The 21,485-nt window shown below is 46.1% G+C and carries 23 protein-coding genes and 1 pseudogene; 7 read left to right on the top strand and 17 right to left on the bottom strand.

What is annotated here, in order from left to right; translation table 11 throughout:
• Positions 1-25 precede the first annotated feature (25 nt).
• The 3 genes from MKY66_RS03210 to MKY66_RS03200 all read left to right on the top strand — a co-directional run bounded on the left by MKY66_RS03210 (position 26) and on the right by MKY66_RS03200 (position 3,142).
• The gene (locus MKY66_RS03210; protein ID WP_076215469.1) at positions 26-382 is read left to right on the top strand and encodes a YxeA family protein; all 357 of its coding nucleotides are present in this window, start codon (positions 26-28) and stop codon (positions 380-382) included.
• 119 nt (positions 383-501) lie between these two features.
• Positions 502-1,215, top strand: a complete 714-nt coding sequence (locus tag MKY66_RS03205) for a response regulator transcription factor (protein ID WP_076215471.1) — start codon at positions 502-504, stop codon at positions 1,213-1,215.
• Between the two features lie 40 nt (positions 1,216-1,255).
• Entirely contained in the window at positions 1,256-3,142 is a 1,887-nt protein-coding gene (locus MKY66_RS03200; protein ID WP_179088571.1) for an ATP-binding protein, read from the top strand.
• 207 nt (positions 3,143-3,349) lie between these two features.
• Here MKY66_RS03200 and MKY66_RS03195 read toward each other — a convergent pair whose 3' ends face one another.
• Positions 3,350-4,717: an extracellular solute-binding protein gene (locus tag MKY66_RS03195; RefSeq protein WP_076215477.1), complete on the bottom strand. Its 1,368-nt coding sequence runs from the start codon at positions 4,715-4,717 to the stop codon at positions 3,350-3,352.
• A gap of 206 nt (positions 4,718-4,923) precedes the next feature.
• Here MKY66_RS03195 and MKY66_RS03190 point away from each other — a divergent pair.
• Positions 4,924-5,052, top strand: a pseudogene (locus tag MKY66_RS03190) (DNA-binding response regulator); the annotation flags it as partial.
• Positions 5,053-5,423: 371 nt separating this feature from the next.
• On the opposite strand, the gene MKY66_RS03185 reads toward MKY66_RS03190, so the two are convergent.
• The 5 genes from MKY66_RS03185 to MKY66_RS03165 all read right to left on the bottom strand — a co-directional run bounded on the left by MKY66_RS03185 (position 5,424) and on the right by MKY66_RS03165 (position 9,738).
• Complete coding sequence (locus tag MKY66_RS03185; protein ID WP_076215482.1) at positions 5,424-6,719, bottom strand: ABC transporter permease; 1,296 nt, start codon at positions 6,717-6,719, stop codon at positions 5,424-5,426.
• The gene (locus MKY66_RS03180; protein ID WP_036668607.1) at positions 6,712-7,614 is read right to left on the bottom strand and encodes an ATP-binding cassette domain-containing protein; all 903 of its coding nucleotides are present in this window, start codon (positions 7,612-7,614) and stop codon (positions 6,712-6,714) included. The genes MKY66_RS03185 and MKY66_RS03180 overlap by 8 nt, the downstream gene beginning before the upstream one ends.
• Before the next feature lie 20 nt (positions 7,615-7,634).
• Complete coding sequence (locus MKY66_RS03175) at positions 7,635-8,531, bottom strand: ABC transporter ATP-binding protein (RefSeq protein WP_076215484.1); 897 nt, start codon at positions 8,529-8,531, stop codon at positions 7,635-7,637.
• Positions 8,532-8,545: 14 nt separating this feature from the next.
• Complete coding sequence (locus tag MKY66_RS03170) at positions 8,546-8,935, bottom strand: GntR family transcriptional regulator (RefSeq protein ID WP_036613231.1); 390 nt, start codon at positions 8,933-8,935, stop codon at positions 8,546-8,548.
• Between the two features lie 89 nt (positions 8,936-9,024).
• Positions 9,025-9,738 carry a hypothetical protein gene (locus MKY66_RS03165; RefSeq protein WP_076215682.1) on the bottom strand — a complete coding sequence of 238 codons (714 nt, stop codon included), beginning with the start codon at positions 9,736-9,738 and terminating at the stop codon, positions 9,025-9,027.
• 209 nt (positions 9,739-9,947) lie between these two features.
• On the opposite strand from MKY66_RS03165, the gene MKY66_RS03160 reads away from it, so the two are divergent.
• Positions 9,948-10,277: a hypothetical protein gene (locus MKY66_RS03160; RefSeq protein ID WP_076215486.1), complete on the top strand. Its 330-nt coding sequence runs from the start codon at positions 9,948-9,950 to the stop codon at positions 10,275-10,277.
• 110 nt (positions 10,278-10,387) lie between these two features.
• Here MKY66_RS03160 and MKY66_RS03155 read toward each other — a convergent pair whose 3' ends face one another.
• From MKY66_RS03155 to MKY66_RS03115, 9 genes are all read right to left on the bottom strand, one after another.
• The gene (locus MKY66_RS03155) at positions 10,388-10,759 is read right to left on the bottom strand and encodes a hypothetical protein (RefSeq protein ID WP_076215489.1); all 372 of its coding nucleotides are present in this window, start codon (positions 10,757-10,759) and stop codon (positions 10,388-10,390) included.
• Positions 10,760-10,901: 142 nt separating this feature from the next.
• Positions 10,902-11,366 (bottom strand): DUF420 domain-containing protein, encoded by a 465-nt coding sequence (locus tag MKY66_RS03150; RefSeq protein WP_036613174.1) that lies wholly within the window; start codon positions 11,364-11,366, stop codon positions 10,902-10,904.
• A 34-nt stretch (positions 11,367-11,400) separates the two neighbouring features.
• Complete coding sequence (gene ctaG, locus MKY66_RS03145; RefSeq protein ID WP_076215497.1) at positions 11,401-12,324, bottom strand: cytochrome c oxidase assembly factor CtaG; 924 nt, start codon at positions 12,322-12,324, stop codon at positions 11,401-11,403.
• Between the two features lie 108 nt (positions 12,325-12,432).
• Positions 12,433-12,753 carry a cytochrome C oxidase subunit IV family protein gene (locus MKY66_RS03140; RefSeq protein WP_036613178.1) on the bottom strand — a complete coding sequence of 107 codons (321 nt, stop codon included), beginning with the start codon at positions 12,751-12,753 and terminating at the stop codon, positions 12,433-12,435.
• A 3-nt stretch (positions 12,754-12,756) separates the two neighbouring features.
• Positions 12,757-13,383 carry a cytochrome c oxidase subunit 3 gene (locus MKY66_RS03135; protein WP_076215499.1) on the bottom strand — a complete coding sequence of 209 codons (627 nt, stop codon included), beginning with the start codon at positions 13,381-13,383 and terminating at the stop codon, positions 12,757-12,759.
• On the bottom strand, positions 13,380-15,269 hold the full coding sequence (gene ctaD, locus MKY66_RS03130) for a cytochrome c oxidase subunit I (RefSeq protein WP_076215502.1): 1,890 nt from the start codon (positions 15,267-15,269) through the stop codon (positions 13,380-13,382). The genes MKY66_RS03135 and ctaD overlap by 4 nt, the downstream gene beginning before the upstream one ends.
• A gap of 32 nt (positions 15,270-15,301) precedes the next feature.
• Positions 15,302-16,354, bottom strand: a complete 1,053-nt coding sequence (gene coxB, locus MKY66_RS03125; protein WP_047840266.1) for a cytochrome c oxidase subunit II — start codon at positions 16,352-16,354, stop codon at positions 15,302-15,304.
• 565 nt (positions 16,355-16,919) lie between these two features.
• A complete protein-coding gene (gene map / locus MKY66_RS03120; protein ID WP_076215505.1) occupies positions 16,920-17,681 on the bottom strand; it encodes a type I methionyl aminopeptidase in 762 nt (253 codons plus the stop codon).
• Positions 17,682-17,814: 133 nt separating this feature from the next.
• Positions 17,815-18,003, bottom strand: a complete 189-nt coding sequence (locus MKY66_RS03115) for a hypothetical protein (RefSeq protein WP_017690840.1) — start codon at positions 18,001-18,003, stop codon at positions 17,815-17,817.
• A 399-nt stretch (positions 18,004-18,402) separates the two neighbouring features.
• On the opposite strand from MKY66_RS03115, the gene MKY66_RS03110 reads away from it, so the two are divergent.
• Both MKY66_RS03110 and MKY66_RS03105 read left to right on the top strand, forming a co-directional pair.
• Positions 18,403-18,678 carry a transposase gene (locus tag MKY66_RS03110; protein WP_076215507.1) on the top strand — a complete coding sequence of 92 codons (276 nt, stop codon included), beginning with the start codon at positions 18,403-18,405 and terminating at the stop codon, positions 18,676-18,678.
• A 196-nt stretch (positions 18,679-18,874) separates the two neighbouring features.
• Positions 18,875-19,213: a hypothetical protein gene (locus MKY66_RS03105; RefSeq protein ID WP_076215510.1), complete on the top strand. Its 339-nt coding sequence runs from the start codon at positions 18,875-18,877 to the stop codon at positions 19,211-19,213.
• A gap of 270 nt (positions 19,214-19,483) precedes the next feature.
• On the opposite strand, the gene MKY66_RS03100 is transcribed toward MKY66_RS03105, so the two are convergent.
• Together MKY66_RS03100 and MKY66_RS03095 are read right to left on the bottom strand one after the other, a co-directional pair.
• Positions 19,484-20,845: a nucleobase:cation symporter-2 family protein gene (locus tag MKY66_RS03100; RefSeq protein WP_076215513.1), complete on the bottom strand. Its 1,362-nt coding sequence runs from the start codon at positions 20,843-20,845 to the stop codon at positions 19,484-19,486.
• Between the two features lies 1 nt (position 20,846).
• Positions 20,847-21,434 carry a xanthine phosphoribosyltransferase gene (locus MKY66_RS03095; protein WP_036613196.1) on the bottom strand — a complete coding sequence of 196 codons (588 nt, stop codon included), beginning with the start codon at positions 21,432-21,434 and terminating at the stop codon, positions 20,847-20,849.
• Positions 21,435-21,485 lie beyond the last annotated feature (51 nt).

Genomic DNA, 21,485 nt, shown 5'->3' with positions numbered 1-21,485 from the left:
AACTACCACGAGGAGGTAATATAACATGAAAAAAACCGTTATTTTTATTTTGATCGCACTGACTGTTTGCTCTGCCCTATATTTAACATTCAAACAGGAGTTTGATCAGTTCAACCCATTCTATGAGGAACAATATGTATACGCGTTAATCAATAAACCAGCCAAGAAGGAAGGTAAAAATGAATGGATTCGCCACAGATATAATCTGACAGGATACACAGGAGAGGGAGAAAAGAAAAAGATCACTTTCTCTTCAAGCAAAGAACAGAAAGCGGAAGGTTATGTAAGGGTGCTTGCTAAGGGAGCCTATACCAAAGAATGGATTTTGATTGAAGAGATAATGATTCCCGAGAACGTTTTAAAACAGTTACGCTCTCATTGAACATATGATGCCTGACCAGCAACGCAAAAGACAGCGATTGCTGGTCATAGCTCCGTCAAGTAGACAATATAAAAAGAAATTTTAAAAAAAAGAAGATACAGGAATCAAGGGAGGACTCTATGGCGGAAAGTACAATTTTAATGGTGGATGATGAAGCGGAAATTATCCAATTAATGAGTATTTATTTCAATAACGAAGGTTACAAGCTCCTGCAAGCATCGAATGGAATGGAGGCGCTGAGGATTCTGCAAACCAAGCAAGTTGATCTAATTGTACTGGATCTAATGATGCCCAAGATGGATGGTTTGCAAGCGTGTATGAAAATACGAGAGACGAATCCAATTCCCATCATTATGTTGTCCGCTAAAAGCCAAGATATTGATAAAATATCAGGCCTCAGTATCGGCGCTGATGACTATGTAACCAAACCATTCAACCCGCTCGAGCTGATCGCACGGATCAAGTCGCAGCTTCGAAGAATGAACCAGTTCAACTCCGTTCTGGGAAATGTGAACGAAATACATATCGAAAACGTCGTGATTAATAATGCATCCCACACAGTAACGGTCGATCAGCAGGAAATCAAATTGACTCCCCGTGAGTTCGCGCTCCTACACATGCTGGCTGTCAATAGAGGGATGGTACTGAGCATGGATCGCATCTACCAAGAAGTCTGGAATGAGCCTTTTATGGAGTCGAAGAATAGCGTCATGGTTCATATCCGTAAGCTCCGTGAGAAGATAGAATCCAATCCACGTGAACCGAGGATCATTAAAACCGTGTGGGGGATTGGATACAAAATCGAAAGCGATTTAAAAGCAAGGGGTGAGTAGGATCCAACCACAGTGGCTCTATACAATTCGGTGGAGATTAATGCTAATCACGGTTACAAGCCTAGTTTTAACAGGCACAGCTATTTTTTTGGGGTATGTCATGGCGGGAGCGCTGCAAAAAATTGAATACGTAGCTGTTCCGATCAATTGGCTCATTGAGTATGCAGGGTCCGTTCGTGTGATGATCATAACGGGTATCGTTTTGTCCCCTATCACTTTCTTCCTAGCCAGCTTCCGTTTGATTCGTGATTTACGTGAAATCAACACAGGATTGCAGGAAATATCGGCAGGGCGCTTCGGGCAGCTTGTAAGGGTTAAGGGCAAGGATGAGTTAAGCATCATTGCCGAGAGTATGAATCAATTGAGCAGCGAATGGGACCATTATCTTGCGAAAATCACACACGGTCTGGAGGAGATTGCGAGCGGGCAGTTCGACCATCAAATCCCGGAAATTGCCGATCATCAACTGGGAGAAGTAGCGCTCAGCATCAACCGGATGAGCATGCAGTTGAAGCATTCGATTGCGGAGGAACGCAAGGCGGAAAAGACCAAAAATGATCTGATTACCGGTGTATCTCATGACCTGCGAACTCCACTGACCTCGATTCTTGGCTTTCTCGAAGTCATCGAGAAGGATCGGTATCAAGATGAGGTGGAGATGCGTTATTACGTCAACATTGCATATGAGAAATCTTTGGCACTTCGGAGATTGATCGATGAACTATTCGAATATACACGGGTCAATAACGGCATGCCTCTGGAACTGAACGAACTTAATATGACCGGGTTAATAGGTCAGCTTGCCGAGGAGTTCGTGCCGATTACCAAGAGCGCAGGCATGAAAATCAGGCTAAATGTCCAAGAGGGAGACTTCAAAATTCAAGCTGACGGAGCATTGTTGGTACGGGCATACGAGAATATACTCGCCAATGCCATCCAGTATGGGCGTATGGGCAAATATATCGATATCGATATTGCACAAGATGGAGATATGCTAGTTGTACGGATTCAAAACTATGGAGTCCCTATTCCCGAGCGGGATTTACCTTTTATTTTTGATCGTTTCTACCGGGTAGACAGCTCCAGGTCGAAGCAGACCGGAGGTACAGGTCTCGGTCTCGCCATAACAAAAAGTATTGTCGAGGTACACGGAGGCGGCATCACTGCGCACAGCAGCAAAAAGGCAACCTGGTTTGAAACACGGTTATCAATGTTCGGACCCAATCAGACGCAAGTGGCTGTTACGGAAGAAGCCCAAAACGAAATCAATCGGATACCGACCGTGCTTCCGGAACAAGACCTTGTACCAAAACAAAGAATATTTCCTTGGCTTCGACACCTGTCTCTCTCCAGGATAGCTGCTGTACCCATGATCTTGTTGATCGTCTGCGCAGTGGTACTATTCAGTATGAAGAATTCATTTACCTCTAATCTCGTGGTGAAGTTACCTTCCATCTTCTCTGAAAATGAAGATTCAACGCTGATGCCAACAACCGGCAAGGACGAATTGGTTCTAATCACCGGTAAAACAGACAAAGACTATACACTGCTCATTCATAACTACCTTTTCGACGGGCATGACCTAATTATCCAATACTCCATGAAACATTCTGACCAGATATCGGAGACGCAGTGGGCGAAACAATCGGTCAAACCGACTTTTATGTTAGATCCTTCAACGATAAAGATAGTTCCGGGCATCGCCACAGATTCAGGAGTAGTGTTCGCCAAAAATGGCACCCTCCATTTTTATTTTATCGAGAATTCGCCACCTCCAGACCAGTTCCTGTTGAAAGTCAACGTAAATCAGTTAGTTCTGTCCAATGGCCCGGATCAGCAGGATCTGCTCACTGGAGACTGGAGCTTCGAAATTCCTGTGAAGAAAAATTATGAGCAAAAAAACAACGGTCAAAGCGCGCCCTTGTAGAATTCAACCAAAATGTAGTAGACATCGATAACTGCAAGCTCCTCTTTAACCCGCTTGCCCATTTCGCATAAAAAAAGCGACCCAACCCTTCGAGAAGGGTAGGTCGCACCTTATTGTTTTACCTCTATCGAATCCGACTCGCCGCAAGACCGGGTCAAACGTTCTCACTCCCCCACTCTTTTCATCTCTTCAATGAGTCTTCACATTCTATTTCTTTGGCGCCTGATCCTTTTTCAATTTATCAGCAACAGCTTGAGTGCTGGACTGAATAGCAGCAGTTCCTTTGTCTAATGTTTTCTTCCCGTTTACTACTTGTGTCAATTCTTTCAATACAATTGACCGAAATCTCAATTCAAAATTTGGTGACTTGTTCATGAGAACATAACTTGTTATCGATGAATCCAGATTAGGTCTTAATTTATAGAATGCATCCAACTTGTATCCTGAGTACTCCTTAATCATGCGAGATAGAGGAGCACCGATACTATTGTTCGAATTCTTGGGTTTATAGTATTCATTAGCGTAGTCATCTCCATTGAAATATTTGATGAAATCCCAAGCGGCATCAACATGAGCTGCGCCTGCTGGAATCGCGAATATCTCATTAATATACACGTTCCCTGTTGACTTCCGGTCCTTAGCGGCAGGGCCGGCAGCAATACCAAGTGTGAAAGGTTTATAATTTTTCACACCTTTTTTTGCTGCTTGCAGGGACTGTATCTGACTAATAGAGGCTACTTTCATAGCTGATCGTCCCATAATGAACGAGCTACTTTCCAAGTAACTTTTACCGGATAGACTGATCATCTCGTCAAGTACCCCGGACTTCGTTGCCTCGCTCGACAGACGATAAGCATTTTTCCACGCTGTTGTATTTGCAGTAGCCTTTAGGGTACTTGGATTCATGTACGTTAATCCTTCTGTTTTGGCGATTTCCATTACCAAATTGCTTGATCCAGTGGAGCTTAGACCCCAAATTCGGGAATTCTTATCTCCCTTGGTTGGGAATTTCTTAGCAAGATTCAATATCTCTTCCCATGTCATCCCATCCGTTGGTGTTTTAACATTGTACTTTTTAAATAAATCAGCATTATATAGAAGAGCGTACGAATCCGCTTTTGGGCTTAAGCCATAAAGTTTACCACCGCCTTGTTTCTTCAATTCATCAAGCAAGCCTGGGTATAACGTTGTCGTGTCATACGTATCTCGCTTAATTAAAGGTTCTAAATCGACCAGCTTTTTATCTTTAGACATTTGTTGGTATTGGTAAGGGGGTAGCATCACAAGATCGGGTGAATACTTATTGATTGCCCCGTTGTAATCCTTAATCGCTTCCATACCTCCAGGTGTAACTACTTCGATATTCACATTCGGGTACTTCTGACTAAATAGATCTCCATATGTCATTTTGAAATCATTTTCGTTCCAGTACAATACTTTTAAAGTACGTGTAGAATCTGCCCCGTTGTCCGAATTTGCAGAGACTTGCTTACCTGTGCTAAAAACTGTTGACATACCGATTAACATAACACTTAAGCTAACAAGCATGGCCTTCTGTAATACCTTATGCTTCAAAAATAAAACCTCCACTCATTTATTGTTCAAACGATTATTCGCTTGTGTTGAATTAAGTATAGAGGTCAAAGCTTATCATCTAACTACTGGACTTCTTATCATTTCCTTAAATAATGCTGACGTTATTCAATGCATAAGAAATATCACATATAATTATCGTGCTGCTCTTCAATGTAAGAAAGGATACAGGAATTAAGGGAGGATCTATGGCGGAAGGCACGATTTTGATGGTGGATGATGAAGCGGAAATTATCCAATTAATGAGTATGTATTTCAATAACGAAGGTTACCAGCTCCTGCAAGCGTCGAATGGCCTGGAAGCGCTGAAGCCTCTCTTTCAGAGCGTAATCAGGCAGATTCACTTCGGCGTCCCGAAGGACATGCGAAGCATTGAACTGGATTTTAACCCTAATGGAGAAAATGGTTCGTGCTTTCCTTCAATAAGCGTGGAACAACGCCAAAGGAAAAATGACTGTTGTTTAATGGTTATGTGAAACGCAAAAAAAGCTGCCTCATAAAAAAACTAGAAGCCCCTCCTGCTTTTTCGGTTGGCGGTTCTATGTTATTTTTACAAACACAAGGTGATGGCACCGTTCTTAGAACACTTAAAAAAGTATCTACCGTTAGCGTAACGAAAAAGGAGCAGTTGCCAACCGGCAAACTGCTCCTTGCTAAAAACATGCGCTTTTTAAAAAAAATACTCAATCTAGATCTTATAAGCCTTCATGGCTTTGAACAATTCCTTAAAGGTCGGACGTTTGCCGTACATCAGCACACCTGTGCGATAGATTTTGGCTGCAAGCCATCCGAAGATGATAATGGATACAATAAGAATCGCTAAGGACGTTAGAATCTCCCAAGTTGGCGCAACTCCTGCGCCAATTCGTACCAGAATCGCGGTAGGCGATGTGAATGGAATGAAGCTTGCGATTTTCAACAAGAGAATGTTCGGCGTAGAAATACTGAAGATCGCAATATAGAAGGAAACAAGCGACAACATCGTAATCGGCAGAACAGCCTGACCGAGTTCTTCAGTACGGCTTACCATTGAACCAATGGCAGCAAACAACACGGCATATAGGAAGTAACCCAGAATGTAGAATATGAGTCCGTACACAATAACCGCAATATTCACATCACTTACACTCATATTGAAATCACCTAATACTGCACGGTTATGCGGCAGCAAGATATTTCCGGCAACCACCGCTCCGAAGATCCCGATTTGCAGCATCCCCACCATGAAAATCCCGATGATTTTACCAAACATCTGACTGAGCGGTGATACACTCGTAATCAAAATCTCCATAATACGTGAGCTCTTCTCAGCTGTGATCTCGGAGGCAATCATGTTACCTGTCATCATCGTTGAGGTAAACAGCAGGATGATCAGCAAGTACACTACAATATAGTTAATCGGGCTCATTGCACCTTCAGACTCAGTACCTGCTCCGCTCTCATCTGTACTCAAACTTTGCTCGGTGAGCTTCACAGGTGTTGTAATCAGTTCCTTCTGCTCCGCTGTGAGTACATCCTTCACAACCACATCCAGCTTCACACTCTGTAATGCAGCTTCGATGGATGCAATGATCTGAGGTGAGACGTCTTCTGCTGAATATAGAATGGGCTGCGGGAACTCTTGCCCGGAAACAGCTTCAAACTTCAGATAACCATCGGTAAGCCCTGCTTCCACATCCGCCGCAAGAGCAACTTCATCTTTGTCACCACTGGCAATGAATCGATAGGCCTGATCTCCTTGAGCCGCAGAGAAGCTCTCCAGTTTCTCGGAAACTTCAGGCTGCCCTGTACTCAAAAGACCAATATTTACAGGATTACTGCTTGAAGCTCCACCAATGGAACCCCCATTAAATAAGGTAATGAAATACGGGACATTGAGTCCGATTGAAATTAAAAGTGCAAGTACAATGGTCGTCACCATGAATGATTTCGTTTTAACTTTGTTTTTAAATGTAAAACCCGTAATCGTTCCCATTTTATTCATTCGACTCACCTACCTCACGAATAAAGATTTGGTTAAGCGTTGGTTCCTTCAGTTCAAAGTGTTCCACTGTCGTCTGGGTCATGGCTGTTCTCAGAATCTCTTGAGCCGCTTCCACCTGACTAATATGTATCAGGTAACCGCGCTCATTCCGCTCGACTTTCTTTACACCAGACAACTGTTCGAGTCCTTCCACACTACCAATCGTACCCAGGAATACCTGTTCACGCGGATACCGACTCTTGATCTCCTTGATCTCTCCTTGTACGACCGTGTTGGAACGATGCAGAATAGTAATCTGACGACACAACTCTTCAACGTGCTCCATACGGTGTGTTGAGAACAGGATTGCTGTACCTTCGTCACGCAATTCTTTGACGGTGGACTTGAGTAATTCCACGTTCACAGGATCCAGTCCACTGAACGCTTCATCCAGAATGAGAATCTGCGGTCTATGCACCACAGCAGCGATAAAGCCCATTTTCTGCTGATTACCTTTGGATAACTCCTCAATCTTCTTATCGTAATACTCAGGTACCTCAAACCGATTCAGCCAGTACTTGAGGCTCTGATCTGCGTCCTTGCCATTCATGCCACGAAGTCGTGCCAGGTAATTAATCTGTTCGCTGACTTTCACCTTCGGGTACAATCCGCGCTCTTCCGGAAGATAACCCATAATCTGTTGCAGCTCCGTATTATAGGGCTTGCCGTTGTACAGGATATTCCCTCCGTCCGGGTGAATCAGTCCGAGCACCATGCGCATTGTTGTTGTTTTACCTGCACCATTGGCTCCGAGCAGTCCGTAAATCTCCCCCTCTTTTACATTGAGCGTGACTCCATTAACGGCTGTTTTGTCTGCATATTGCTTGACGACTTGCTTCAATTCCAATCGGTTCATCATTTATCGTCTCCCTTCGGTTATTTCCACTGTACGGGTGCATACCCGGCAATCCAGAATGCCAGCACTTCATCCAATTCCAAGTTACGGATTTTCAATACTCGGTTATTCGACAGCTCCAGCCTTTCCTGCGCTTCGCTGACCCGGGTTGTAATTACGCGAACCAGACCTCCCTCTTCCAAAGAAGATTCAACAACACCGGGGATACTCTCTGGCCTTAAGTCTCCTTCATACCAGACTTCCTTCCACTGATCGAGCACCATATCTTTCTCAGCCATCCCCAGTGACTGACCACGGTGCATCAATACGATGTAATCCGCAAGCCTTTTGACTTCGTCCGCAATATGTGTGGCAATCAGAATCGTGGTGTCTCCCCCCGCCATGAAGGTACGGAACTGCTCAACCATCACTTTCCAGGCAAAGGGGTCCAGTCCTGATGAAGGCTCATCCAAAAGTAATAGTCTTGGGCGAGCTGCAATTGCAGCTGCAATCTCAAATTTGCGCCGTTCTCCCTTGGACATCTTGTTCAGCTTCACATCAACAGGTACTTCCATATCCTGAATCAGTTGGTCAAACAACTTCATATCCCAACGTGGGTACCAGTACGCCCGGAAATGGGCTGCTTCTTGTGCTGTTATCCGGTTCTCTTCCACACCAGCGTTATCTGCCACAAAACCAATCTGTTGTCTCAGTTCAATGGGAAGTGGCCCATCATGTTCCTGACCAAACCATATAATCTGCCCAGCATCTGGCAGCACCACTTGCTGCAACATGTTAAGAAGAGTGCTTTTGCCTGAACCGTTGTGACCGAGAATAGCCACTATATACCCTTCCGGGATGGTCAGATCAATTGGGCCAATAACTCTGCGTTTTCGCATTTTGGATACGCCATTCAACTGGATTGCTATGGGTTCCACGTATGAATCACTCCCTACTTCACGTAAATAGCCTTCAGGACTTCCCGGAACAGGCTCTCCATCTCTTCTTCCGTACAGCCTACCGATTTCCCAGACTGCACCGCTGCCTGCATCGCTTCTTGTGCGGCCTTTAATCTATAATTTTCTCTGTCGCCGGCTTCTACTTGGGCCACAAATGTACCTGTCCCCTGCTTCGTACGAAGCAAGCCTTCATTCTCCAGATCCTGATAGACCCGTCTAACCGTAATAACACTGCAATTCAGTGCTCCGGCGAACTCACGAATGGACGGCAAATGTGTTCCCTCCCCCAACTGACCCGTAATAATTAACGATCTTAACTGATTTTCAATTTGGTGGTATAAAGGTTCAGCGCTATTTTCATTAATTTGAATGGGTATTTTCACATCTTGCACCTCGCCCTCCGGTACACTCCAGTCTGTTACCTGACCGTGCCGGTTTCATCCTGTATTCGTACATAAGCTCAATTCTCATTTTAATTCAAATCCCGATGAACCAGCTTCTTCAGCGTAAAACGACTAGACAGCCATAATCCCGCTACGCCAGCTACCAGAGAAATCCACATGATCGGGGAAAGCAGCCCCCATGATTTACTTCCATCCATCACAATCCGCAAGCCGTAACTGCCTGACATTCGAATCAGTATGGATATGCCAATGGCGATGGGTATAAAAAGCGTACTGAGAAGCAAGTATTTCTTGCCACTGTTCAGAAACTCTCCGTAAATATAGAATCCTGTTACCAATAGGCCATAACCTGTACAGGTAAGGCTAAAGGCCAGATACTGATCCCATCGGAATCCTTCGGCATGAAGGTTAACCACGTATAACGATCCGTAGAAAAAGATTCCATTGTACGTAAACGCCATCAGAGACTGCTGTAGCCTGGACCACATCACCACTTGTTCAGGGATGGGGATTCTGCGATAGTAGGCCAGCATCTGCGTATAAGAATCTTCGTGTATGTAACGGAAGGAGCGCCTGCAGAACATAAACCCTTGAAATGGCAACATAATCAAAAAGAAGGAATCCACTACTGGATTAATGAAATCTGTCTGTTGTTGTCCTACTAACATCACACCGCTCATGCCGCCAGTGTATATCATGAATATTGCAGACCATAGCCATTGGAGCTTATCCTTACTCGTCTGGCTACGGGTCAACCACCACGCCTGCTTCCATTCGTTCATATGCATGCCTGCCTTTCACCTTTCACTCACTCATCTTGCTTACTGTGTTCACTGTGTTTACTGTATATATTAATATACACAGTATACAGACCAAATTCTCATCCCGTCAACCCCTAATTTTCCTGAATCAGGAAGACGGGATGGGACACTTTTCAAATTTACGTTAAAATAAACTATATTAACGAATCAAAGAAAGGAAGGTTACAGCTATGGATTGGCTGGTAGAGATCGGATTTGTTCTCCTTTTCCTTATTGTCGTTATCTGGTTGGTCCTCCGGGATGAGCCTCATCGTCATTCTGCCAAAAAAGGCAGACACCGCATTCGCCGTAACAACGGTTATACGGACTCTGCTTCGGGATATCCGGTCATTACAGGAGATGACTCCTATGATCGACATGCCAGACACACAGCGGATCACAAACATCATGATTCAGATTCTTCATCAGGCACACATTCTCATCACAACAGCGATAGTGGTAGCAGCAACGACAGCAGCGGGGATAGTGGCGGCGGAGACAGTGGGGGTGGCGGGGATTAAACATCATTCCCCAATCACAAAAGAAGGGCTGTACCCATTATTGTGTAAACACAATTCGGGTACAGCCCTTTGCCGTTCTCTAGCACCTGTTAGAAGAAGAGACCTTGGGATTATACGAGGTTATAACCACTAGGCAGACTGCGATCCCTGCGGATTGCGCGAATCTGAGCCAGCGTTAACCGTTGATTGGTGGAGATCAGGGATTCCACATCGTTGCCACGGATCAGATCATCCAAATCTCTCAAGTTGGTGTTGCCTCGGAAGACCCGGAATCCACCTTGGAAGTTAGGACGTGTAAACACAACCAGTGTTGCATTGGAACTTGTTGAGAAAAAGCGCAGGCTCTCCACCCCATCCAAAATATTGTCCAGGTTGCGGAGCCCCGTGTTGCCACGATAGATGCGGCTTCTCCCTCTGTAGCTCTCTTCTGAATACACGGTAAGACGTGGATACGTTTGACTGACGTTGACTGTTTTTTTCATTTTGTTTCCCCCTCTCGAACTCATTCTATGAACGAATGAGAGAGGAAGCGTGGACGAAGCGTCTACTAGATTCGTCCATTTTCATATTTTCAGAAGAGAGTAGTGACGCACGCCCGAGTAACCAGAGGTTATATCTATACTTTTATACGCCGAGGATAACTTCCCATACCGGACGTGTATGACCACCAGGATATAAGAGGTATAAAAGAACATACACAACAACACCTGTTAGCGCTGACCCGAACCAGATCATGGACGTGAACTTGCCCCAGCGGCGATGTGTTCCGAACTTCTTTTTGAACCCCAGCACCAGTGTGGAGATGCCGAATATCGCTGCCACGGTAGCGAGGATAATATGAAAGATCAGAAATATCCGATAAAAGATCTCCAGATCCGGGTCCCCGCCCCAAGCTGTATTGCCCACGAACACTGTACGAGACATATAGATCACAAAGAAGATTAGAGCTGCAATCGCACCTGCTACCATCGCGGACTGATGAGCCTCACGTTTACCACGAATAATCAGTACCCATCCAATTCCCACCAGTACTGCACTAATCACAATGAAAGAAGTACTGATCGTTGGTAGCCAAAAATACATATCCATCGTGTGTTCCCCCTCTTGTCAGAACATTACTTCATTATTTGGCAGCCGGATTGAGCGGCCCCCCTGCGCCCCCTGCAGGATACGAATCATCATCATCTTCCTGCTTCTCTTTCCGATACCATTGGAAAAAGACATAAGCCAGCATGGAGGCAAAGATTCCTTCCTGAATAAACTTCATTACAATGCCACCGACCTGCTGATCTTCCTTCGCGGAAGACAGGAAGTTGAAGAACGCAGGCCCACCGAATGAGCGAAGTAACGCCGTAGAATCTCCAGACACACAATAACGCATTGCTTCAGCCCATACTGCCGGGTTGCTGTACGTCTGATACAATGGCTCGGACGCAAAGATAATCAATCCGCACGCAGGCGTAAGCAGCACCATATTCAGAAAAATAAAACCGATCTTGGATAACCCCGATGCTTGTCTGCCTTCTGGCAACGGATTCAGCAATGTCCACCACATGAGCATCGAGGTGATGAACAAAGCAATATAATACAACCGGTGAACGGTAAAATTCAGCATGACATAATCATGTACAATCGGTAGGTGATACAGCGAGAACAGCCCGTTAAAGAGCACGGCCGCAACGATTGGATGAGCCAGGAACGATAGCTGTCGTGTAGGCAACCAGCGTACGACTCTGCGCCATACCCAGATCGGCAAACCTTTCATCATCAGCGGCGGAGCTACCAGGTAGGAGAACGCCATGCTCACCATGTGGAAGCTAAACATCACGTGACCAAGCAGATTAAATGGTCCAGCTTGAGCCAGATACAGGACAAACAGCCCTGTAATAAACATGATTTTCTGTGCAGCAGTCGCAGGTACTGCATCCTTTATTTGCTCGCTTAACGGTCCCACAAGCACCAGATAAGCCGCGGCAATAATCAGAAATAAAGCCAATATAAGCGGACTCCATAAGTCGTTGAAGCTAAAATATTGCAACCCGAGCATACGGGAAACCTCCCCGTGACCTGATTTGGTTGTTGCCTTCATTACTTTGAGAAGATTCATTCGCCAAAAAGGGGAAAAGACGGCGGCAATGCGCCGCCGCCATCTCTTTTACCACCAGACCCAATAGAGTGCCATAATGATGCACGTAAAGGCTACGAAAAAGCCAAAGGCCATGAACAGAATTGGCATCAAGTGCCCTTTGTCCTTCAAGTGCATCCAATATCCCAATTGAACGAATACTTGAAGAATAGCCATGACGAGCAAAATAATAATGATAAAGGTTGTGTTGACCCCTCCGGCAGAAGCAGCCGCAAACGCAATCAGCGTAAGAATAATGGAGAAGATAAACACCACGACGTGTTTCTGTGGCCCTTCCGTCCGGTGACGGTGTTTCACAGGCTGTTGATCTGTCTTATCCTGTGCCGACATGTGCTACCCCACCTTTCCGAGCAGGTACACGACCGTAAAGATGAACACCCATACCACGTCAATAAAGTGCCAGTACATTGCGGAGACGTATACTTTAGGTGCGGTTACGACCGTCAATCCTTTTTTGAACAGCTGACCGATAATGATTCCGATCCACACAATACCAAAAGCAACGTGGGCTCCGTGGAACCCGACCAGTGTATAGAATGCTGAACTGAATGCACTCGTGGTCATGCCAAACTCTTTATGTTTCACATACTCGTAGAACTCGTAAATTTCCAGTGCGAGAAATCCAATACCCAGTACTACCGTGATGCCAAGCCACAACGCCAGTGCGTCTCGCTTGCCCTTATGCATGGCCTGAATCGCAAATACACTTGTCAAACTACTGACCAGGAGAATGAACGTTGCAGCGGCCACAAGTGGCAGGTGGAACAGTTCATTCGCCGTAGGTCCATCATTGGTTTGGCCACGAAGAGCCAGGAAGGTAGCAAAGAGTGTACCGAACAGTACCGTCTCGCCGCCAAGGAACAACCAGAAGGCGATAAGCTTGTTACGGCCTTCTAGCGTTGCTTTCTCCGGTTCATGCGGCAATTTGTCGTTCACCGGTTCGGCATGTGAGGTTGTCATGTTCTAGCCCCCTTCTCATCCTGATCCTCCGGTTCAATATGCCAGCCATGATCATCATAAAGTGAACGAAGTGCCATTGCGCCAAATGTGATTACGAGACCGATAATAACTACAATATAATTGTTAAAAATGACATTCATAAATGCATTACCAAATTCATCCTTGCTGAACATCAAGCCAAGTCCGGCGATAAAGATACCTACTGACATTACAAACGGCAACGGCGTTGCTGAAGGCATATGAATCGAACCTACAGGTTCTGCCGGTGTCATCTCCGTATGTCCTGCCATTTTTTCCTTCCAATATGCATCAATTCCGCGTACCAGCGGCGTCTGCTTGAAGTTATATTCCGGCGGCGGAGATGGAATAGACCATTCCAGTGTACGGCCGTCTTCCCACGGATCGTTTGGCGCGCCAGCCGGTTTTCTCATTGTGATCACGATGTTCACGAGGAACATGATAACCCCAACACCCATTAAAAACGCACCGACGGAGCTGACCAGATTGAGCAGGTCAAAGTCCTGATTCGGCAAGTATGTAACGATCCGGCGCTGCATCCCCATCAGACCGAGGAAATGCTGTACAAAGAACGTTAATTGGAAACCGATCATAAATGTCCAGAACGTCCATTTGCCCAGTGTTTCGCTGAGAATACGTCCGAACATCTTCGGCCACCAGTAATGCAGTCCCGAGAACAATCCAAGTACGAGTCCCCCTACAATAACGTAGTGGAAGTGGGCTACAACAAAGTACGTATCATGGAACTGGAAGTCTGCCGGAGCAGATGCCAGCATAACGCCTGTAACACCACCCATAACGAAGGTTGGGACGAATCCAACGGCAAACAGGTTTGCCGCGGTAAAGCGGATCTGTCCACCCCACATCGTAAAGAGCCAGTTAAAGATTTTGATCCCGGTAGGTACGGCAATCAACATCGTGGAGATGGAGAAAAGCGCGTTGGCTACATTACCCAGACCTGTTGTAAACATGTGATGCGCCCATACCATGAAGCCCAGGAAGGCAATCAGGATGGTGGCAAATACCATGGAGCTGTATCCGAACAACCGTTTACGCGAGAAGGTCGGAATAACCTCCGAGATAATACCAAATGCCGGCAAAATAAGAATGTATACTTCCGGGTGCCCGAAGATCCAGAAGATGTGCTGCCAGAGTACGGGGTTACCGCCACCTGCGACATCGAAGAAATTCGCTCCCAGTATACGGTCAAACGTCAAAAGTACAAGCCCTACCGTGATGGCAGGAAACGCAAAAAGGATAATGGCAGATGTAATAAATGTCGTCCATGTAAACATCGGCATCCGCATGTAGGACATGCCTGGAGCACGCATTGTAATAATCGTTGCGAGAAAGTTAATGCCCCCGATGAGCGTTCCCAGACCCGCGATCTGAAGGCCGATGGTGTAGAAATCCACACCATGCGTTCCACTGTACTCACTGCCCGATAGCGGCGTATATGAGGTCCAGCCCGCATCCGGCGCTCCGCCCATAACCCAGCTCAGGTTCAGCAACAATCCACCAAACAGGAACGTCCAGAAACCCAGCGCGTTAAGAAACGGGAAAGCAACGTCCCGTGCCCCGATCTGCAAAGGCACTACAGCATTCATAATGGCAAAAATAAGTGGCATGACACCAAGGAAAATCATCGTTGTTCCATGCATTGTAATCAATTCGTTGAAGACCTGTGCTGATACAAAATTATTCATAGGCTTCATCAGTTGAATCCGAATCAAAATGGCTTCAATGCCGCCGATTCCAAAGAAAAATCCACCCGCAACCAAATAGAGAATGGCGATTTTTTTGTGATCGACGGTGGTGATCCAATCCATCAAGCCCCTGTACCTCTTGACGCTATGCGCATGAGCCAAGGTTGTGTACCCCCTTCTTCGTCCTTGCTGTTCTATTCATAGTCCAATTTGTAGTTGGCCAGATATTCGGCAATTCCGTCGATTTCTTCATCCGTCAACCCAAGATCTTTGGGATTCGGCATGGTATTGCCCGGCTTCACGGATTGTGGATCATGGAGCCATTCTTTCATGTTATCCAGTACCGGACTACCTTCTTCCTGTCCCTCGCGAGAATTCAGCAAAATGCCTGCGACAGATTCCTTGCCGCCGATTCCCGTCAGGTTAGGTGCAACCGGTCCACCTTGATCACCAACAGCGTGGCAAGAAAGGCAGTTTGTTTTGAACTTTTCGGCCAATTGAGTATCTTCAGGAAGGACTGCGGGTGCTTTCATCTGGTTCACCCATCTGTCAAAGGATTCCTGACTCACTGCTTTTACCTTAAACTCCATGAAAGCATGTGATCTGCCACATAACTCGGCACATTTACCGCGGTAAACGCCTTCATTCGGTGCAGAGAAACTGAACTTGTTAAGTGTTCCATCCGGGTTTGTGTCCATTTTGCCCGCAAGTGACGGCACCCAGAAGGAGTGAAGCACGTCAGCGGTTTTTAATTCGAATGCGATTTTGGTTCCGGTCGGGATGATGAGATCTTGAGCGGTGGTTACGTCATATTGAGGATAAGTGAATTCCCACCAGTACTGATGCGAGGTGACTTGGACCTTAAGTGCGTTTTTGTCATTGGACAGATCTTCGCCTTGGGCAAAAATCGTTTGGACCGTCGGTACTGCCAGAACAATAACCAGCAATAACGGAATGGCTGTCCATATTACTTCCAGCTTGAAATTACCTTCAACCTGTTCGGGCATCTCAGTCTGCCCGGCTCGTCTACGAAACCGGATCAGAACATAGGCCGCTATGGCAAATACAATGATGAGCACCACGATCATAATCGCGATGGATAACTTCATCAGATCATATTGGCCTTGCGCTACAGGACCCTGAGGTTTCATTACCGACAAGTCTTCCCGCCCGCATGCGGATAGCAGCAAAGAGAACACCGCCAGCAAGGGGAGAATTCGCTTTGCAACCTGCCACTGTTTCATCATTGATCTACCCCACTTTTTTACGTTTTCGTAGATTACCGTTGTCGTTCGGTAGAAAGGCAACAAAAGGTACGTTTCAGCACGATACGCATAATCCTCTTCATCATACAGAACGCTTACAAAAATAACGCTTCCAGTACTCCCGTGATTTCCTGCTCAGGGCATGTCTGCGCATTCTTCCAATTCATTCTATATGCTTCAATCACTTATTAAATATAAGTTGAGGGTATGATTTTGTCAATCTTTGGACACATGTTCACAAATTGTTCACTTTATGTAAAAAACCGCTCTGCAACTTGATTTGCAAACGATTTCAGTTAAAAGTATTACACTCTACATTTGAAAATTTTTGCCAAATTTCGGTGATAAAACTCGATTTATTGGTGATTTTTCTCACATTGAAAACATGTGCTATTATGCAAAAAAAAGATCATAATTTATGGAAAACCTCTTCCATATCCATTCAGAAGACATGCCTATCGCTCCATACCGCTATCTTCAAGCTCAAAACAGCATGGAGCATGTCGGAGAAAGTTCAACTCAAGTCCTCATCTTCACTGACTTCATCTCACGTGCCATCGGTCAGAATCAAGGGGCCATTCCCAGTAATCGCAACCGTATGCTCATACTGGACCCCCCAGCTGCCATCTACCGTCCTTACCGTCCATCCATCTTCATCCCACACAACGGCCCCGGAACTGCCTTTTGTAAAGATTGGTTCAATCGTAATAACCATGCCTTCTGTCAGCATCGTGCCCGTTCTGCGTTTGCCATAAGGCAGAACATTTGGGGGTTCATGAATATATTGACCAATCCCATGACCAATGAGCGGCTTCACAATTCCGTACCGATACAGTCTGGCTGTTCGTTCAATGGCACTTCCAATATCTCCGAGTGTATTACCTGGAACTGCCTGGGCAATCGCCCGCTCAAGGGCCTTCTCCGTTCGTCTCATCAGCTTGCGAATGGATCTGCTTGTTTCGCCAATTCCATATGTCCAGGCCGAGTCAGCAAGCCAGCCGTCTTTGTTCACCACCATATCGATGGTCACTACATCCCCGCTCGCCAACTCCTCTTCCCCAGGAAATCCGTGGCAGACCACTTCATTAACAGAGGCACACGTCGCGTACGGATATCCTTTATACCCTTTTTGCTCCGGTGTGGCTCCTCGTACTGCCAGAAACTCTTCCACCCGCTCATTAATCTCTGCTGTCGTGATACCGGGGATCATCCACTGCTCAATATGCTGGTGACAACTTCGCAAAATTCGTCCAGCTTCCCGCATGTAGCCAATCTCTTCTTTGGTTTTCAAAATAGGGTCCACATGCATTCATCCTTCCCGCTGTAGGTGTACTCCCATATATATGCAGCAGGAACGCAAAAAAAACCGCCTGCCGGAGCTTATCGCCCGGGAGACGGTTCTATTCATTATCGGAACAGTATAATCAGAGTTGTGTGTTGTTTCAGGACACGGAAGAATCCATCTTGACAAGCTCATGCTCAACCACAGAAGTCAATTCTTCCTCGTATCCACCCGTAATCCGGTATTTTCTCACGTACTCCTTCACGAATTTTTTTGGATCTTTAGGACGGAAAATCCGAGTCATTTCCCTCAAACTTTCTTTGACCTCATTGTGACCTTTCGTTGCCATTGTAATTCCCTCCCAAAACGTTGAAAGTGAATGCTCCGTTTAGAGAATGCCGAATAAGTCTTAAATGCCATCCATGAAGTTGTGTGCGCGGCTTAAAGCAAGCTTTAGGTCGGGAACCTCGCTAGAAAGCAAGTACCTGACACTATAAATACCCGATATGATTCGGAATGAATCATAATCTTATTGTAGCATATTCGGAAGTATCTTACGACTTGACGATTTCCTCTAATAAATATAACGGTTTTCATGCCCAAAAAGTTTAATTCCGAATCATATGTTATGAATGCCGCCATTCTATACGGAATTAATATATCCAGCATAACACTGAACTATTCGGGGGATATTATCACGGACAACCCATACAGTTAAATTACTGGTATCCAAAGGAGGCGTCGTCTCATGGACCGCAAAGAACAGGATATGCTGCCCCTTTCGCATGAAAAGGTGGAAGTAGACGGAGTTTACATTAACGAAGCCGGACGTGAGGAACATCTGCACCGGGGGCAACACTTCCCGGCTGACCCCGTTCTAGGCAAGTCGGAATGGAAACTGACCGAATATGCATTTGATAATCATCATGAAGGAAGAACCGATGAACGTTTGGTTCCCAAAGAAAACGACACCGATAAAAAAGGCAAGATCGACAGCCCACGCAGACAGTTTCAGGGTGGGTAGTGATTATTTTTGTTAGAAGTACCGAATTCTTCATCCGGACAGGGGCAGATCATGCTGTAACTAAGCTGATCCTGTCCCTGTTTCATGTTTTTGACTGTTCTTTCACTCCATCCTATTATAGGCAAATAAATCTCCGGTTCAGTTCTGTCCACCTCCCTCATAACCTAGTTAAAAAGGTCAAAGGAGGCTGGACCGGATGTCCCCCATGAAATCATCTAGCGGTCTGGATGAAAATATTGCTGGCATGCTTTGTTATCTGTTTACCTTTGTAGGAGGAATTGTCTTTCTCGCTGTGGAGAAGCGGAGCCGGTTTGTGCTATTCCATGCGCTGCAATCTGTAACGGTCTTTGGCATCATTATGGTCGGGCATGTATTATCAGCTTTCCTTCCGTTGTTCGAACCACTGGTGGCATCGCTGTTATCCCTGCTTGGTGTAGTGGTCTGGCTGATTATGGTCGTTACCAGCCTGCAGGGGAAATGGCTAAAACTGCCGTGGGTTGGCGATTTTGCAGAGAAGCAGTTGCGTCATCTGTAGTCCCTGCTCATCATAGTTAAATAAAACAAAAAACACCGAAGACACAACTCTGTTGAGCCTGTATCTTCGGTGTTTCGCATCTAAAAGTGTCTCTTTCTTTCATTCGTTCATGCGCTTGAACATTCATAGCATAAACGATGTATATCATAAACCATTCATGCTGTATATCATCATGATTAACCTGATTCATTATTCATCTTGTGAATCGTCTATTCATAACAGTTAACATAACAATCCTGCTGGATGATAAGCCTGGCCTAATTCGGCTAATTAAGCTGACTTGCCCGTCTCTCCAAGGATGGCATCTGCCTGTTGTTCAGCCATTTGGGCGGCTGTTTCCTTGGTACCCAGACCGTTGAACAGCAGGTTCATGAAGATCGCTGTGAAACTGCCTGCAATGATACCATTACCGAGCATAATCTGAGCCCAAGCCGGTGCACCTGCGAACAACTCAGGCACAACGGTAACCCCAAGCCCCATACCTACAGAACAAGCGATGACAAACAGATTCTCATGTCGGTTCAGATCGACCTGACTGCCGATAATCCGAATGCCTGATGATACCACCATGCCAAACAAGGCCACCATGGCTCCGCCAAGTACTGCCCCTGGAACGAGCTGTGCGAGGGCTGCAATTTTGGGTACAAATCCAATGACCACCAGGATTCCACCAGCCACCACAATGACATCACGCGTCTTCACACGTGTCATCTGTACCAGCCCTACATTTTGCGAATACGTTGTATACGGGAAAGAGTTGAAAATACCACCTAACACAATGGCTAGACCCTCTGCGCGATAACCGCGCGCCAGATCCTTGGACGACAGGTCCTTGTCCAGAATTTTGCCCAGAGCCATAAATACACCTGTGGACTCCGCCACGCTGACAATCGCCACCAGGATCATCGTCAGAATCGGTACAATCTCAAACGTCGGTCTGCCGAAGTAAAACGGCTGAACAACATGGAACCAACTTGCATCGCGAATAGGTGCAAAATTAACCTCACCCATGAACCCTGCTGCCACCGTACCTGCCAGCAGACCAATCAGTACCGAGATGGAACGAATAAAACCTGTAGTGAATCGAGTCATTAGAATGATAAAGAGCAGCACGCCGAAACCGAGCATGAGATTAACTCCGCTGCCAAAATCTTCTGATCCCTGACCGCCGCCCAGATCGTGGAAAGCAACGGGAATCAAGGTTAAACCGATGATCGTAACCACCGACCCCGTAACCACGGGTGGAAAGAGCCGAATAAGCTTCCCAAAGATTCCGGAGAAGATCAATACGAACAGCCCTGAGGCAATAATCGCTCCGTAAATGGCAGATACCCCACTATTCATCCCGATTAGGATCATCGGAGACACGGCCTGAAATGCACAACCGAGCATGACAGGCAGCCCTACGCCGAAATATTTATTTCCCCATACCTGAAGCAGTGTAGCCACACCACATGCGAGTAGGTCAATGGCAATGAGATAGGTTAGTTGTTCCTGTGTAAAACCCAATGCATTACTAACGATCAATGGGACAACAACAGCTCCTGCATACATCGCAAGCACGTGCTGTAGTCCGAGGGAGAACGTTTTGATTGGATGCCGATGACGCTGAAAAATACGTTCGCGTGCCATATTAGTTCGTGCCCTCCTCGTCCGCAAATGTAACCTGTCCATCCGACAGTGCCCCGATGCGAACCAATGATTCCACACGGTATCCTGCTTCTTTCAGCAAGCGACCTCCCGGCTGGAATGCTTTTTCAATCACAATACCGATACCCACCACTTCGGCTCCAACCTGCTCCACAATGCGAGCCAGACCAAATGCTGCTTCACCATTCGCCAGAAAATCATCAATGATCAGCACGCGATCACCAGGCTTCATGAACTTCTTGGCAACGGTAATTTCATTCGTCTCCTGCTTCGTGAAGGAGTAGACCTTCTCTACCAGAATATCTTCTGTCAGTGTGAGCGACTTCTGCTTCCGTGCAAAGATCAACGGCACGTTCAGCTCCAACGCAGTCATGATGCCTGGTGCAATCCCTGACGACTCAATAGTCAGCACACGTGTGATATTCTCACCTTCAAAGCGCCGAATGAATTCCTTGCCCACTTCCTTCATCAAAACCGGGTCCATCTGGTGGTTCAGGAATGAATCCACTTTGAGTACTTGCTCGGACAGGACGATACCTTCCTGTCTTACCTTGTCTTTTAACAATTGCATTGTAATTCTTCCCCCTGAATGCCCTCCGCACAGAAGCTCACATGCTCTTCC

Origin of the sequence: Paenibacillus sp. FSL R5-0766, assembly GCF_037971845.1 — a bacterium.
Classification (GTDB): Bacteria; Bacillota; Bacilli; order Paenibacillales; family Paenibacillaceae; genus Paenibacillus.
This window is presented reverse-complemented; position numbering and strand designations above follow the sequence as displayed.

Excerpts from the sequence above, each read along its gene's own strand:
- MKY66_RS03210 (WP_076215469.1), top strand. The coding sequence starts at position 26 with ATGAAAAAAACCGTTATTTTTATTTTGATCGCACTGACTGTTTGCTCT.
- MKY66_RS03205 (WP_076215471.1), top strand. The coding sequence starts at position 502 with ATGGCGGAAAGTACAATTTTAATGGTGGATGATGAAGCGGAAATTATC.
- MKY66_RS03200 (WP_179088571.1), top strand. The coding sequence starts at position 1,256 with ATGCTAATCACGGTTACAAGCCTAGTTTTAACAGGCACAGCTATTTTT.
- MKY66_RS03185 (WP_076215482.1), bottom strand. The coding sequence starts at position 6,719 with ATGAATAAAATGGGAACGATTACGGGTTTTACATTTAAAAACAAAGTT.
- MKY66_RS03180 (WP_036668607.1), bottom strand. The coding sequence starts at position 7,614 with ATGAACCGATTGGAATTGAAGCAAGTCGTCAAGCAATATGCAGACAAA.
- MKY66_RS03165 (WP_076215682.1), bottom strand. The coding sequence starts at position 9,738 with ATGAACGAATGGAAGCAGGCGTGGTGGTTGACCCGTAGCCAGACGAGT.
- MKY66_RS03160 (WP_076215486.1), top strand. The coding sequence starts at position 9,948 with ATGGATTGGCTGGTAGAGATCGGATTTGTTCTCCTTTTCCTTATTGTC.
- MKY66_RS03155 (WP_076215489.1), bottom strand. The coding sequence starts at position 10,759 with ATGAAAAAAACAGTCAACGTCAGTCAAACGTATCCACGTCTTACCGTG.
- MKY66_RS03150 (WP_036613174.1), bottom strand. The coding sequence starts at position 11,366 with ATGGATATGTATTTTTGGCTACCAACGATCAGTACTTCTTTCATTGTG.
- ctaG (WP_076215497.1), bottom strand. The coding sequence starts at position 12,324 with ATGCTCGGGTTGCAATATTTTAGCTTCAACGACTTATGGAGTCCGCTT.
- MKY66_RS03140 (WP_036613178.1), bottom strand. The coding sequence starts at position 12,753 with ATGTCGGCACAGGATAAGACAGATCAACAGCCTGTGAAACACCGTCAC.
- MKY66_RS03135 (WP_076215499.1), bottom strand. The coding sequence starts at position 13,383 with ATGACAACCTCACATGCCGAACCGGTGAACGACAAATTGCCGCATGAA.
- coxB (WP_047840266.1), bottom strand. The coding sequence starts at position 16,354 with ATGATGAAACAGTGGCAGGTTGCAAAGCGAATTCTCCCCTTGCTGGCG.
- map (WP_076215505.1), bottom strand. The coding sequence starts at position 17,681 with ATGCATGTGGACCCTATTTTGAAAACCAAAGAAGAGATTGGCTACATG.
- MKY66_RS03115 (WP_017690840.1), bottom strand. The coding sequence starts at position 18,003 with ATGGCAACGAAAGGTCACAATGAGGTCAAAGAAAGTTTGAGGGAAATG.
- MKY66_RS03110 (WP_076215507.1), top strand. The coding sequence starts at position 18,403 with ATGGACCGCAAAGAACAGGATATGCTGCCCCTTTCGCATGAAAAGGTG.
- MKY66_RS03105 (WP_076215510.1), top strand. The coding sequence starts at position 18,875 with ATGTCCCCCATGAAATCATCTAGCGGTCTGGATGAAAATATTGCTGGC.
- MKY66_RS03100 (WP_076215513.1), bottom strand. The coding sequence starts at position 20,845 with ATGGCACGCGAACGTATTTTTCAGCGTCATCGGCATCCAATCAAAACG.
- MKY66_RS03095 (WP_036613196.1), bottom strand. The coding sequence starts at position 21,434 with ATGCAATTGTTAAAAGACAAGGTAAGACAGGAAGGTATCGTCCTGTCC.